At 35.5% G+C, this 14,139-nt stretch carries 9 protein-coding genes; 7 read left to right on the top strand and 2 right to left on the bottom strand.

What is annotated here, in order from left to right; genetic code table 11:
• Positions 1–190: 190 nt before the first annotated feature.
• On the top strand, positions 191–1,288 hold the full coding sequence (locus AC13DP_RS21820; protein ID WP_483068485.1) for a sensor histidine kinase: 1,098 nt from the start codon (positions 191–193) through the stop codon (positions 1,286–1,288).
• A 247-nt stretch (positions 1,289–1,535) separates the two neighbouring features.
• Here the strand turns inward: AC13DP_RS21820 and AC13DP_RS21825 are convergent, their stop codons facing one another.
• The gene (locus AC13DP_RS21825) at positions 1,536–2,702 is read right to left on the bottom strand and encodes an IS4 family transposase (protein WP_228252527.1); all 1,167 of its coding nucleotides are present in this window, start codon (positions 2,700–2,702) and stop codon (positions 1,536–1,538) included.
• A gap of 394 nt (positions 2,703–3,096) precedes the next feature.
• Between AC13DP_RS21825 and AC13DP_RS21830 the strand changes: the two genes are divergently transcribed.
• The 4 genes from AC13DP_RS21830 to purL all read left to right on the top strand — a co-directional run bounded on the left by AC13DP_RS21830 (position 3,097) and on the right by purL (position 10,743).
• Positions 3,097–3,990, top strand: a complete 894-nt coding sequence (locus tag AC13DP_RS21830) for an AraC family transcriptional regulator (protein ID WP_483068486.1) — start codon at positions 3,097–3,099, stop codon at positions 3,988–3,990.
• 76 nt (positions 3,991–4,066) lie between these two features.
• A complete protein-coding gene (locus tag AC13DP_RS21835; protein WP_483068487.1) occupies positions 4,067–4,906 on the top strand; it encodes an SDR family oxidoreductase in 840 nt (279 codons plus the stop codon).
• A gap of 450 nt (positions 4,907–5,356) precedes the next feature.
• A complete protein-coding gene (locus tag AC13DP_RS21840; protein WP_347405665.1) occupies positions 5,357–6,772 on the top strand; it encodes an endonuclease in 1,416 nt (471 codons plus the stop codon).
• Positions 6,773–7,077: 305 nt separating this feature from the next.
• Positions 7,078–10,743, top strand: a complete 3,666-nt coding sequence (gene purL, locus AC13DP_RS21845) for a phosphoribosylformylglycinamidine synthase (protein ID WP_347405666.1) — start codon at positions 7,078–7,080, stop codon at positions 10,741–10,743.
• 112 nt (positions 10,744–10,855) lie between these two features.
• Here purL and AC13DP_RS21850 read toward each other — a convergent pair whose 3' ends face one another.
• On the bottom strand, positions 10,856–11,458 hold the full coding sequence (locus AC13DP_RS21850; RefSeq protein WP_483068488.1) for a DUF4136 domain-containing protein: 603 nt from the start codon (positions 11,456–11,458) through the stop codon (positions 10,856–10,858).
• A 227-nt stretch (positions 11,459–11,685) separates the two neighbouring features.
• Here AC13DP_RS21850 and AC13DP_RS21855 point away from each other — a divergent pair, with 227 nt between their 5' ends.
• Both AC13DP_RS21855 and AC13DP_RS21860 read left to right on the top strand, forming a co-directional pair.
• Positions 11,686–13,467 (top strand): AMP-dependent synthetase/ligase, encoded by a 1,782-nt coding sequence (locus tag AC13DP_RS21855; RefSeq protein ID WP_339809910.1) that lies wholly within the window; start codon positions 11,686–11,688, stop codon positions 13,465–13,467.
• 217 nt (positions 13,468–13,684) lie between these two features.
• Positions 13,685–14,137, top strand: coding sequence for a MarR family winged helix-turn-helix transcriptional regulator (locus AC13DP_RS21860; RefSeq protein WP_228250598.1), 453 nt, complete (start codon positions 13,685–13,687; stop codon positions 14,135–14,137).
• Positions 14,138–14,139 lie beyond the last annotated feature (2 nt).

Raw genomic sequence — 14,139 nt, forward strand, 5'->3', positions numbered from 1 at the left:
ATCGCAACAACAATTTTTTATTTAAGAATTGTCGAATATAAATCAATATTTCAATAAAATACGTTTTATATTAAGGTTTAATAATCAGGATAAATTTTTATCAGTAAATTAAAAAAAATGTCAATTTTCTCCTATTTTCGGAAAATAAATACTTAATCTAATAGAAAAATAGATTAAATCATTTTAACTAATGACATCTCAAAACGATATACAGTTTGAACATTTTTTCCTATGGTCTGCAGATTTACTTTGTATCGCGGGCTATGACGGATTTTTACGGCAGGTTAATCCGGCTTTATGCAAACGCCTGGGCTATTCCATGATGGAACTACAACATCGTCCTATCCTGGATTTTTTGCATCCTGAGGACTATGAGAAGACTAAACAGGCTCGTTTGAACCTGCAGAATAGTAGGCCGCTGTATGATTTCGAAAATCGATATATAACAAAATCCGGAGAGACCATATGGTTATCCTGGACTTCTATTCCTATACCAGAGCGCCAGTTAATTTATGCGATTGCTAAGGATATTACCGCAAAAAAATTATTGGAAAATCATCGTAATGATATGATTCAAAATCTAAATCAACGCAACAAAGCGCTGCAAAAAGTGAACTATATGACTTCGCATGATTTACGATCTTGTGTGAGTAACTTGCAGAATTTATATTCATTATTGGATTTAGATAATATTGACCCTGAAAACAGAGAGATTGTTGATCTTATAGCAGATGCCACAGAAGAATTAAAAGTAACCCTTAGTGATTATATAGACGAGCTTAAAAGAAATTCAGAAGAAAAAATAAAAGCTGACAATATTTATCTTTATTCCGTATTACAACGGGTTCTAGAAAATATTAAAACCCTACTGACGGCCATAAATGTTAAGCTGAAAATTGACTTTTCAGAAGCAGAGATGGTTTATTTCAGTAAAACCTACCTCTATAGTATTTTTTTAAATCTTATCTCGAACTCCATAAAATATGCAACGGCAAAGCCACAGTTAATTATCGCTATGAAAAGTTCACAAACCAATTCATTTATTCATTTAGAATATAAAGACAATGGAATTGGTTTTGATGCTGAAAAGTATAAGGAACGCATTTTCCAAGCCCACCAGCAAGCATTTCAGGAAAAAGTAGTGACAGAAAATATAACAAAAGATAGTAAAGGATTGGGACTTTACCTGCTCCAAAGTCATATGGATGAACTTGGAGGAAAAGTATCCATACATAGTCGTCCAGGCCATGGTATTAAGGTAGATCTTTATTTTCCGAAAGTCAAATAATCTAAATATAAGATAACTCTTTCAGTAATCCTGCTTCCTTTACTTAATAACGCCTCCTGTTAAACCTTTCTATAAAGCACATTAATCTTTCCCAACTTAATATTCTATCCTTGTGGATATAAAGATACCCGCACTAATACAAATCAATAAATAATCAATTCCATCATTTTAAGGCAAGATTGTAAAAAAACACTTAGAATCATCCAAATAAATAAACTATTCAAGAATACTGCTGATGCGTTAATTTTTAGTTGTTAAATAAATCCAGTTGTTCTTTGTCATTTTGATTTGTTTGATATTCGGTTAAGAGCTCGTTTAAAGGAGTTTTATCGAATACTGAGATTCCCAATATTTGGACGATTTCATAAATTGAGAGGTTGCTTTTCATTTCATGTTTGATCCGTGCCACAATAAGGTAGGTACATATAGCAACCCAGATGTGGATATTGACTGCATTTTCAGACTGCCCCCATAATTTTTTTATGGTTAAGTTCTGTTTTATCCATTTAAAGAAAGTCTCTATTTGCCATCTGTTACGGTAAAGTTTGGCTATTTCTAAAGCTGATACTTCATGATTGTTGGACACAAAAGTAAGCAGGATATCGTTTTGAGCATCGTAATATTCAACCAGGCGTAGCGGGTCTGGATAAAGTTTACTTGATTTATAGCCGGCTAAAAGGATCGTCTTATCGCTTTTCAATCCAAATCTAGGATCGATGTTGTAATTATGTTCAATAACAGTATAATCCATCGTGGTCTTGGCTCTGGAAACGAAAAAGGCACCCATTTCATGCATATTATATAATGCTGCAAAATCTATATAAGCTTTATCCATAAGATATATTGCTCCAGTTACAGGAACTAATACGTCCAATATGTTGCTGTCGTGATATTTACCGTCGGTAATCATTACAAAAGAGGGAATACTGCCTCTTAGATCCAATAAGGTGTGCATTTTTATAGCTCCTCGAGAATATTTTCCTGGAGCCCAGCTAAAAAGTTTTAAGCTCAAGGAAATTGTCGTTGAATCTAATGCAAACACCTCATTTTTAAGGTCGATGTTAGGAATTGGAAAATCATCGTACATTGGTCGGACTTGCTCTATCAAATATTGACCAAAGTCTCCAAATATTTTCCAATCCCTTCGCTCATTGGCTCGTGATATACTTGATTGATTCACTCGCTTTTTGATTCCTAAGTGGTACAGTTTGTTTTGATGGGCTTTTAGGCAAGTACAAATATCACGTAAGGAATTACGGGCTGTTAGTTGACCAAAGAATAATTGAATAAATTGGTTCCAACAATTGAACTCCCTTGTTCCGTGGTCTCCATTGTATTTGGAAACGCACTTTTCAAACTCATAGCGGTTGATAAACTGCAAAAGTTGAGCGAAAACATATTTACCTGTATTCATAGCTTGTCTTAAAAAGGCAAAGCTACATTTCAATTCAAATCAAAAAATCAAAGAACGTGTATAAGTATTTTATTATCAGTTAATTATAAGTTTTTAAAGAAAAACAACGCATCACTAGTAATTCAAGAAAATGAAATGATTTTAATTATATCTCCTGTGACTAATGGAACATTTGGAACTCAAGATAACATTAAATCAAATGAAAAAATTTTGGATAAAACCATATATAATTTATTGCTCATTCGAGCTTAATTATATAATTCTACTCCGATTTTCTATTAGGTTTGTATTTGCTAAATTAGTTATTTAAACACTCAGATAATCATATACAGATATGTTAGCAGCCAGGTAAACAAACCAACTGCTTAAATACATCACCAAACTAATTATATAATTGGAATCTTTAGAAGAATTTTATAAGCATAAGTTTCAAACACCACCAAAATTCAAAAATCAGAAAAATGGGTTGTTTGACGTGTTTACTATTGAAGAAAACATGAAATATAATGTGAAGACCCCCGCTTATGTGCGGCGGGATTTTTATAAAATTCTGCTATTTGAGGGCGAAAATATTTTTCACTTTGGCGATGAAAGTATTCCGGTTTCAGGGAAGACACTTTTATTTTTCAACCCCAATACGCCCTATACTTACGAAACATTCGCCCCAGGAACCAAAGGTTATTTTTGTGTTTTTAAAGAAGATTTTTTTAAGGATAGCCTTAGAATTCATCTCACTGACCTACCACTATTTAAACCTTTTTCAAAACCCATCTATCCACTTTCAGATGATTTATTTGCAGAAATACATCCACTTTTTGTCAAAATGAAAAATGAAATGGAAGGGGATTACAGCTATAAATATGAGCTGATTAAAAGTTATGTGTCAGCATTAATATTTAGTGCTCTTAAACTTTCGGTTAGTCCTGCAAAGCCTGAATCTACCAATGCCGCTACTAGGATTACGGCTGTATTTATGGAGGTATTGGATAGGCAATTCTCTATTGAAAGCATCTCCCAAAAGATTACTTGCCGAACCCCGGCCGATTTCGCAGACCAACTGGCCATCCATATCAATTACTTAAACCGGGTTTTAAAGAAAACGACAGGAAAAACCACCACTGAACTCATTAACGAACGCTTATTGAGTGAGGCAAAAGCATTACTTAAGCATAGCAACTGGAATATTGCTGAAATTAGTGAAGCACTTGGGTATAAAGATCAGTCTCATTTTAGCTCATTTTTTAAAAGCCAAACCCAGTATGCTCCATCAGACTTCAGAAAGGTTTGATGATTACAAACTATGGTTTCCTTCCCGTAAATTTAAAGCCAGTGGTGCCGCTTAATTTTGTGGAAAATATAAAGTTATGCAAAATTCAAAAATTTGGTACATCACCGGAGCCTCTAAAGGGCTCGGATTATCACTAACAAAACAACTTTTACTAAAAGGCGAAAAAGTTGCTGCCACAAGCAGAAATGTAACAGCACTATCTAAAAAAGTAGGAAGTAAATATGCAGCTTCTTTTCTTCCGCTTGAAGTAGAGCTCACCAATGAGCAATCCATCAAAAACTCCATCACATCGACCATCAACAGTTTTGGTAAAATTGATGTCGTAGTGAACAACGCGGGCTATGGTACCGGTGGCGCTTTAGAAGAACTAACCGAGGATGAAATTCAACAGAGTTTTGATGTTAATTTCTTTGCCGTAATTAAAGTCATACAACAAGCGCTTCCTTATATGCGAAAAGAGCAATCCGGTCATATCATCAATATTTCATCAATTGCCGGTTTTGCTCCTGGCACGGGTTGGTCGGTATATGGAGCAGCCAAATCAGCCATGAACGGACTTTCTGAAGCTTTAGCCCAAGAGTTGAAGCCATTCGGAATAAATGTTTCCATAATTTCTCCCGGTTGGTTTAGAACAAGTTTTGCCAAGGAAGAATCCATCGAGCTAAACCAAAACCAAATTTCAGCTTACGAGCATATTAGAACAGCGCATCAAAAGTTTAAATCAATAGATGGCCAACAAATCGGAAATCCCGAGAAGGTGGCTGCTGTGTTATTAAAACTTGTAAATGAACCCCATCCACCAATGAACCTATTTTTAGGCAGTGATGCTTACGATAGGGCTTTTTCTAAAATTGAAGAGTTAGCAGATTCCATGAAAAAGCGAAAAGAAGTATCCTTTTCAACAGATTTTGAGTAAATAGGTTCTCCTTATTATTGTAAAACGATTATCCTAGCATGACGCTTTTATTTTTCTATAAAATAGAATAAAGTATGGTACTAATAAAGTAAAAAGTCAGATGTTATATTGGCTTCATCACTAAAAAACTAAAGTAAAATTGATCATATTTTAATCTAAGTGCTACATGAAACCGTAGTAAAAGATGCTTTGGCCTAATATTTATTTTGGGGGCATTTATAAACTACCTCAGATCTAATAAAACTTTCTTTTAAATTTCACTTAATTATACAAATTAACTGCTAAATACTTTTATGTTAAACCGCGGTTATTAACCATTAAAATATCAATATTATCAAAGTTAATGATATCTTAAAGTCAATTTCAAACTTTAAAACTTACATTCGCATGCTACAACATACCGGTATTTTAAATCAATTTTAATCTATAAAACCACAAATCATTCTAACGATGAAGTTTAAATTCAGTAATTTTTTATTTTGTTTTCTTTTTATTTTTCTAATTTCTTGTAGTGAAAATGACGATATAACACTAAACCCTGACGAGGACACAGAGAATTCAGATAATCCCGATGAAGTTGGCGAAGAAAACGGCGATGTATTAAACCTTGATTTTACAATTCCCGAAGAAATCACAGATTACTATAGTGATGTATCTTTTGAGGTAAGTGTAGAAGAATTAAAAGAGGAATTAATTACCCTCACTTCAACACAGCATACTACAGTTTTGGAATACTGGCAACGTCACGATTACTTATATGACGCTACTGAAGATCCTAACAATCCCGATCATGTAGTTTTAGTATATTCTGGTGAAAGCAGACCTAAAGATCAATATGAATCGGGTAACAACGACAATAAAAATCAAACATTCAATACCGAACATGTTTATCCTAAATCTAAAATTAATGTTGAAATAGGTGAAGCTGATCTTCATAATTTTTATCCTGCAGATATTAGCATCAATTCAAACAGAGGAAACAGCCCATTTGTTTCTGGAGAAGGAACATTCTCCTCTAAGACTAACGGATGGTATCCTGGCGACGATTGGAGAGGCGATGTAGCAAGAATTGTAATGTATATGAGCATTCGCTATGACCAAAGCTTCGAGACCGTAGGGAATCTGGATTTATTTCTAGAATGGAATGCAGCAGATCCGGTATCTGTTTTAGAGGTTCAAAAAAATAATGTAATTGCTGCAGCTCAGGGAAATCGTAACCCATTTATAGATAATCCATATTTAGCAACAGTGCTTTGGGGTGGTGATGATGAAGCTGTAAACACATGGACAACCGAATATAGTGGTCCAATTTCTGAAGAGTATACCGAAACTCCGGCGGAAGATAATGGTAATGACGGTGAAGAGGAAGAAGATAACACCGGTGGAGATAATGAAGGTAGTACGAATGCTGTTTTACTTTTTTCTGAGTATGTTGAAGGTGGCGGAAATAATAAAGCGCTCGAAATACTAAACATTTCTCAAGAAACTGCTAATCTATCCGGGTATAGCATTCAAAAACAGGTGAATGGTAACGGAGAATGGAGTAATGAGCTTTCGTTATCTGGAACCTTAGCCTCTGGGGAAGTTTTAGTTATTATCAATTCACAATCAGATTTACAAAAACTATTGGATGAAGCGGATATTAGTCAGGGCGGTGCCCCAATCGATTTTAATGGGAACGATCCGGTAGGTTTATTTAAAGACGGAACGCTTATCGATATAATTGGAACCTCAGGAGGTGATGATTTTGCAAAGGATGTAACGCTACGAAGAAAAGCTACGGTTACTGCTCCTTCAGCAACGTATAATAGTGACGAATGGGAATCATTCGAAAAAAATACAGTTGATAATATAGGAACCTATTAATTATAAGTTTTCTAAAATATATAAGCGTACCTAAATGGTACGCTTTTTCGTTAAATATAGTATTACGAACTAAAAAGAAAAGTGAGCTCCTCACCTTAATCATTAAACGCTAAAACACTTAAATATCTAGTAATCAGAAACATAAAACACCTCAATGATCTATTAAGCGAAAAAGCTAGAAAAGCCTTCCATAATTTAGCGGGAAGTTAAACGATATTATCGCCATTGGCAGGGCTAATAACTTTCAATATTCGGTTTAAAAAAGTAAATTTGCGCTTTCAACAACAACACAAAACTTCTTTAGGATGATCCTATTCTTCGGAACTCAAACCAATAAGGTTTATGCCGTGCAAACGGACAAACAGCTTTTAGCTGAAGATATTTCTAAATTAAACTGGCTTTTTGGAGGCGCGCAAAAATATAACGAATCTGCTTTGGCAGATTTTTTTGTTGGGCCACGTGCTGCGATGATCACTCCATGGAGTACCAACGCGGTAGAGATTACCCAAAATATGGGCATTGACGGTATTTTTAGAATTGAAGAATTCTATAAAATCGATGAGCTTTTTACCGATTTTGATCCTATGCTGTCTCAAAAATATTCTGAATTAAATCAGGATATTTTTAAAATTGACATTGAGCCTGAAGCTATTAAAGAAATTGAAGATATTGCAGCCTACAACCAGCAGGAAGGTTTAGCTTTAAATACTGAAGAAGTTGCCTATTTACAGGGACTGGCTGAGAAATTAGGTCGAAAATTAACCGACTCTGAGGTTTTTGGTTTTTCACAGGTAAATTCTGAACACTGTAGGCATAAAATCTTCAACGGAACTTTTGTTATTGATGGAGAAGAAAAACCTTCTTCCCTATTTAAAATGATCCGAAAAACTTCCGAAGAAAATCCTAACGAAATTGTTTCGGCTTATAAAGATAATGTGGCTTTTATAAAAGGTCCAAAATTAGAACAATTTGCACCAAAATCTGCCGATAAGCCAGACTACTATCAAAATACAGAATATGATTCTGTAATCTCTTTAAAAGCTGAAACGCATAATTTTCCTACTACAGTAGAGCCTTTTAACGGAGCGGCTACCGGTAGTGGTGGCGAAATCAGGGATCGTTTGGCCGGTGGTAAAGGTTCGCTGCCTTTAGCCGGAACTGCGGTATATATGACATCCTATAGCCGTTTAGCAGAAGACCGTCCATGGGAAAAAGCGATGGACGAGCGTAAATGGTTATATCAAACCCCAATGGATATTTTGATAAAAGCCTCTAATGGAGCTTCAGATTTTGGAAACAAGTTTGGCCAGCCACTAATTGTTGGATCTGTACTTACTTTTGAACATGAAGAGCACGGCAGAAAATTGGGATACGATAAAGTAATCATGCAAGCCGGTGGCGTTGGTTACGGTAAAGCAAGTCAGGCAAAAAAAGATATTCCAAAGAAAGGCGATAAAATCGTCATTTTGGGAGGTGAAAATTATAGAATCGGGATGGGTGGTGCCGCTGTTTCTTCTGCTGATACAGGAGAATTCAGTAGCGGAATCGAATTAAATGCCATTCAACGTTCGAATCCCGAAATGCAAAAACGTGCGGCTAATGCCGTACGTGGAATGGTGGAAGCTGATGATAATCCAATTGTTTCTATTCATGATCATGGTGCCGGCGGACACTTAAACTGTTTAAGTGAATTAGTTGAGGATACCGGAGGTGATATTGATCTTGATAAGCTACCTGTGGGCGATCCAACCCTTTCTGCAAAAGAAGTTATTGGTAACGAATCCCAGGAACGTATGGGATTGGTGATAGGAGAGAAAGATATTGATACGCTTAGACGTGTTGCCGATAGAGAACGTTCACCAATGTATGATGTGGGTGATGTTACAGGTTCTCATCGTTTTACTTTTGAAGGTAAAGAGAGTGGTAAAAAACCAATGGATTTGGATCTTTCAGATATGTTTGGAAGTTCTCCAAAAACTATTATGAACGATAAAACGATTACCAGAAACTATGATAAACTGGTATACTCGTCTTCCAATATTCAGGAATATTTAAAGCAAGTTTTACAGTTGGAGGCCGTTGCTTGTAAAGACTGGTTAACCAACAAAGTAGATCGTTGCGTTTCAGGTAGGGTAGCAAAACAACAAACCGCAGGGCCTTTACAATTACCGTTAAACAATGTTGGGGTAATGGCATTGGATTATAAAGGTAAAGATGGAGTGGCAACTTCTATAGGCCACTCCCCTATATCGGCCTTGGTAGATCCTGTAGCTGGTTCTAAAAATTCTATTGCTGAAGCACTTACTAACATCGTTTGGGCTCCGCTTGAAAAGGGCTTAAAATCGGTTTCCTTATCCGCTAACTGGATGTGGCCTTGTAACAACGAAGGGGAAGATGCCAGACTTTATGAAGCGGTACAGGGTGTTTCGGATTTTGCCATCAGCTTAGGGATCAACGTTCCTACCGGTAAGGATTCGCTCTCGATGAAACAAAAATATAAAGATGGCGATGTCCTATCTCCGGGAACAGTGATTATCTCGGCAGCTGGTCACTGCGATGATATTTCTAAAATCGTAGAGCCAGTTTTACAAAAAAATGCCGGCGCGATCTATTATATGAATTTATCACAGGATTCGTTGAAATTAGGAGGTTCTTCTTTTGCTCAGATCTTAAATAAAGTTGGAGACGAGGTCCCTACTATTAAAGATGATAAAAAATTCTCAGAGGCTTTTTACAATCTTCAGGGATTAATAAAGAAGGATATGATTGCTGCCGGTCATGATGTGGCTTCCGGTGGATTGATCACTACCTTGTTAGAAATGTGTTTTGCAGATCAGGAGTTAGGTGCTAACATCGATCTTTCAACTTTAGGCGAAAGCGATCTTGTAAAACTTTTATTCAACGAAAACAGTTCGGTTGTTTTTCAGGCATTCGACTATACTGCTGAAAAAGTTTTGGCAGAGAACGGAATCGAATACTTCAAAATTGGCGAAGTTTCAGAGAATGGTATCCTAACAATTAAAAATAGGGAAGAAACATTGAATTTTGATATTGCGGAATTACGTGATATCTGGTATAAATCTTCGTTTTTATTAGATCAAAAACAAAGCGGAAAAGAAAAAGCGGCAGAACGTTACAACAACTATAAAAATCAGCCACTTTCTTATAAATTCCCAACTAATTTTAGTGGAAAGCTTCCTGAAATAGATCAAAATAAGCCAAAAATCAAGGCGGCGATTATTCGTGAAAAGGGATCCAATTCTGAACGTGAAATGGCGCGTGCGATGCACCTTGCCGGTTTCGATGTAAAAGATGTGCATATGACCGACTTAATTAGCGGTCGTGAAACATTAGAAGACATTCAGTTTATTGCTGCAGTTGGAGGGTTCTCTAACTCTGATGTTTTAGGAAGTGCAAAAGGTTGGGCCGGTGCGTTTCTCTATAACGAAAAAGCTAAAACAGCTTTAGATAATTTTTTCAGAAGAGAAAATACCTTGTCGCTTGGAGTTTGTAACGGTTGCCAGTTATTTATCGAATTAGGATTAATAAATCCTGATCATGAAGAAAAACCGAAAATGTTACATAACGACTCGCATAAGTTTGAATGTAATTTTACTTCTGTAGAAATCGCTCAAAATAATTCGGTGATGCTGGGAAATCTTGCCGGTAGCAAATTAGGAATTTGGGCAGCACACGGGGAAGGTAAGTTTAGCTTTCCTTATCCCGAGGATAAATATAATATCGTTGGAAAATATGGGTTTGAAGGATATCCGGCTAATCCTAATGGATCAGATTTTAATACGGCAATGTTAACCGATGATTCTGGCAGACACCTGGTGATGATGCCGCATTTAGAACGTTCTACATTCTCATGGAACTGGGCATATTACCCAAAAGATCGTAAAGATGATAAAGTAACACCATGGCTTAGCGCATTTGAAAATGCAAGAAAATGGTTAGAAAATAAATAATCTTAGACTTAGAATTGTTAGTAAATATAAAAGGAGCTGAGAAATCAGCTCCTTTTTATTTAATACTAACTACAAAATCTTAGTTTGAGATAAAATAAATCAACTCAGTTTATTATTTTTTTGACTTATCCTGAAATAGAGGAAACTCACTAAAAATTTGATTTATAAGTTCTTCCTGCGCTTTAAGATTTGCTGCATTAACTATTGCTCCTGAAGTTTGCCCACTCCACACTAACTCTTTGGTTTTACTATCTACCAAATTAATATCAACAGCTCCTTCCTGATATTGATATGTATTTACATCGTAACCTGTAATTGGCCCGAAGTTAGCAAAACCGGGATAAAAGTAATTACTATATAGCGGACTTACCGCGGTCACCCCTGGGTCGTAAGGGTATGAAGCATACGCTGCATCAGATTGTTGATTTTGTTCAATACTTGTGGTCGAATTGATAAGAACAAGTAAGTCGGGATTTTCAGTATCTAATGCATACCCTGCATTTTTCATATTCCTATTTACCGTTTCCAGTACTACTTTATTAATATCTTGATTACTCTCCATTTTAGCAGTATTAAAACCGGTATTCGGCAAATAAGCATAAGTTCGATAATTAGTCAGATCTTTTCCCTTAGGATTAGTGGTTTTTACCTGGCTACCACAATAAACAAATAAAAGGCAAAAAACAACAAGCCCTAAAAATTGGTTGGTTTTCATAGTTTTTATAGCCAATCTAATGAAGTACATACAGGAAAAGAAACATATTTCTGCTTTTAAACATATTTTAACTAATCGCTTAAATTATTGATACATACAATAAATTATTCTTCTTATACTTTAAAATAATCATAAATCATCACTAAATTTTAGTTTCTTTTTTATTAATTTCATTTGAAATACTCTTATATTTTGCTATTTTGCAAGGTACTTTAATGATTACATTGATGAACGAGATAAAACGTCTTTTTGATTTTCCATATTATCAGCAGAAACATTTTCCGCTGGAAACCGCGCTGGCTACCAAGGTAAATGGCGAATGGGTAAAATTGTCTACCAACCAATACTTAGACCAGGCAAATAAAATTAGTAGAGGCCTTTTAAGACTTGGCATAAAACCCAATGATAAAATCGCAGTGATTTCTTCTAATAACAGGAATGAATGGAATATCATGGATATTGGTATATTACAGATTGGCGCCCAAAATGTACCCGTGTATCCTACAATTTCTGAACAGGAATACGAATACGTTATAAATCATAGCGAATCGATTTATTGTTTTGTTTCTGACAAAGAAGTATTGGATAAGGTAAATGCCATAAAAGAAAATACACATCTTAAAGAAGTGTACAGTTTCGATGAAATTGAAGCTTGTAAAAACTGGAAAGAAGTGCTTGATCTTGGTGAAGATCTCAGCAATCAGGACGAAGTTCAACAGCGTATGGACGCTGTAACTACTAAAGATCTTGCGACTCTAATTTATACCTCAGGAACAACAGGAAAGCCTAAAGGGGTAATGCTTTCTCACGAAAATATCGTAAGTAACGTTATAGGAAGCGCCCCACGTGTACCGTTCGATTTTGGGACCTATACCGCCTTAAGTTTCTTACCTGTTTGTCATGTTTTTGAACGTATGATTCTTTATTTATACCAGTATTATGCGGTTTCGATATACTTTGCAGAATCGATAGATATGCTTAGTGAAAATCTAAAAGAGGTAAAACCAAACGTGATTACTGCCGTACCCAGGTTACTGGAAAAAGTCTACGATAAAATTATAGCTAAAGGATCTTCTGCAGGAGGTATAAAAACGGCTTTATTTAATTGGGCCTTAAGCTTAGGGCATCAATATGAACCTTATGGAGCGAATGGATCATGGTATGAATTTAAACTTGGTATCGCACGTAAAATCGTATTTTCAAAATGGAAAGAAGGTTTAGGTGGTAATATAGAACTAATTGTTTCTGGTAGTGCGGCATTACAACCCCGCCTGGCCAGAGTTTTTGCTGCGGCAGGAATTCCTGTAATGGAAGGGTACGGACTTACTGAAACATCACCTGTAATAGCCGTGAACGATGAGAGAGATCATAATTTTAAAATTGGAACGGTTGGAAAACCTATAAAAAACTGCGAAGTGAAAATTGCAGAAGACGGAGAAATTTTAGCCAAAGGCCCAAGTGTGATGATGGGCTATTATAAAGACGAAGAAAAAACAAAATTAGTACTTACAGAGGATCATTATTTTCATACCGGAGATATCGGGGAAATTGATGCAGATGGTTTTTTAAAAATTACAGATAGAAAAAAAGAAATGTTTAAAACTTCAGGGGGTAAATATGTAGCACCGCAACTTCTGGAGAATACCATGAAGCAATCACAGTTTATTGAGCAAATAATGGTAGTGGGAGAAGGAGAAAAAATGCCTGCCGCCCTAATTCAACCCAATTTTGATTTTGTACGTGAATGGGCTTCGCGTAAAAACATTGATCTTGGAGATAAAAGTGAAAAAGAAATTGCTAATAATCAATTGGTGATCGATCGCATTCAGCAGGATATAGATTTTTATAACAAAAATTTTGGTCACTGGGAACAGGTAAAAACTTTCAAATTAACCCCAGAGGTATGGACTGTTGAAGATGGTCACCTGACTCCTACCATGAAAGTGAAGCGAAAGAATGTAAAAGAAAAATATAGTGATCTTTATAACCTCATATACGATCATCAATAATTCAAAATAACATTTAATTTATTGAATAAAAATCCCCAATCAAGGGGATTTTTTTGTTTAGTCTAAAAATTAAAGTATAAATAATATAATATTAACAAAATTTACATTTATTTATTATGCATGCATAGTATATTTTTATTACATTTGGGAGGCTTGCACCTCAGAAGTACCCAAAAATTATCATCTTAACTGATTAAATCCTTCGGAAGGGAAAAATATGAAAGAAAAAACGATAGATTATGTTTTGAGAGCTACCTGGATGGCTGTTTCTAAAATGTATAATGAAGAAGCCGGCAAAGCCGGTAGTACTATGGCAACGGGTTTTGCTTTACTTAGTATAGATCCAGAAAAAGGTACTCCATCTACTTCTCTGGGCCCAAAAATGGGTATGGAGGCTACAAGCCTTAGCCGAATTCTAAGAACCATGGAAGATAAAGGTTTAATCGTTCGTAAAAGAAATCCAGAAGATGGTCGTAGCGTTCTTATAAATCTCACAAATTTTGGTCTGGAAATGCGTAATTTCTCTAAAGGTGTGGTATTAAGATTTGATGAAGCCGTAAAAGAAAATGTTAGTGAAGAAGATCTTAGAACCTTTATCGAAGTAGCAAATACGATAATGGAATTAATTAATAATAAAAAAATTTATAAACCTGAAACCTCAGCTAAATAATT

The sequence above is a fragment of the Zunongwangia sp. L-65 genome, assembly GCF_056859415.1.

Bases quoted from the DNA above. Each gene is read 5' to 3' on its own strand.
- AC13DP_RS21860 (WP_228250598.1), top strand. From the start codon at position 13,685: ATGAAAGAAAAAACGATAGATTATGTTTTGAGAGCTACCTGGATGGCT.
- AC13DP_RS21850 (WP_483068488.1), bottom strand. From the start codon at position 11,458: ATGAAAACCAACCAATTTTTAGGGCTTGTTGTTTTTTGCCTTTTATTT.
- AC13DP_RS21820 (WP_483068485.1), top strand. From the start codon at position 191: ATGACATCTCAAAACGATATACAGTTTGAACATTTTTTCCTATGGTCT.
- AC13DP_RS21835 (WP_483068487.1), top strand. From the start codon at position 4,067: ATGCAAAATTCAAAAATTTGGTACATCACCGGAGCCTCTAAAGGGCTC.
- AC13DP_RS21855 (WP_339809910.1), top strand. From the start codon at position 11,686: ATGAACGAGATAAAACGTCTTTTTGATTTTCCATATTATCAGCAGAAA.
- AC13DP_RS21840 (WP_347405665.1), top strand. From the start codon at position 5,357: ATGAAGTTTAAATTCAGTAATTTTTTATTTTGTTTTCTTTTTATTTTT.
- AC13DP_RS21825 (WP_228252527.1), bottom strand. From the start codon at position 2,702: ATGAATACAGGTAAATATGTTTTCGCTCAACTTTTGCAGTTTATCAAC.
- purL (WP_347405666.1), top strand. From the start codon at position 7,078: ATGATCCTATTCTTCGGAACTCAAACCAATAAGGTTTATGCCGTGCAA.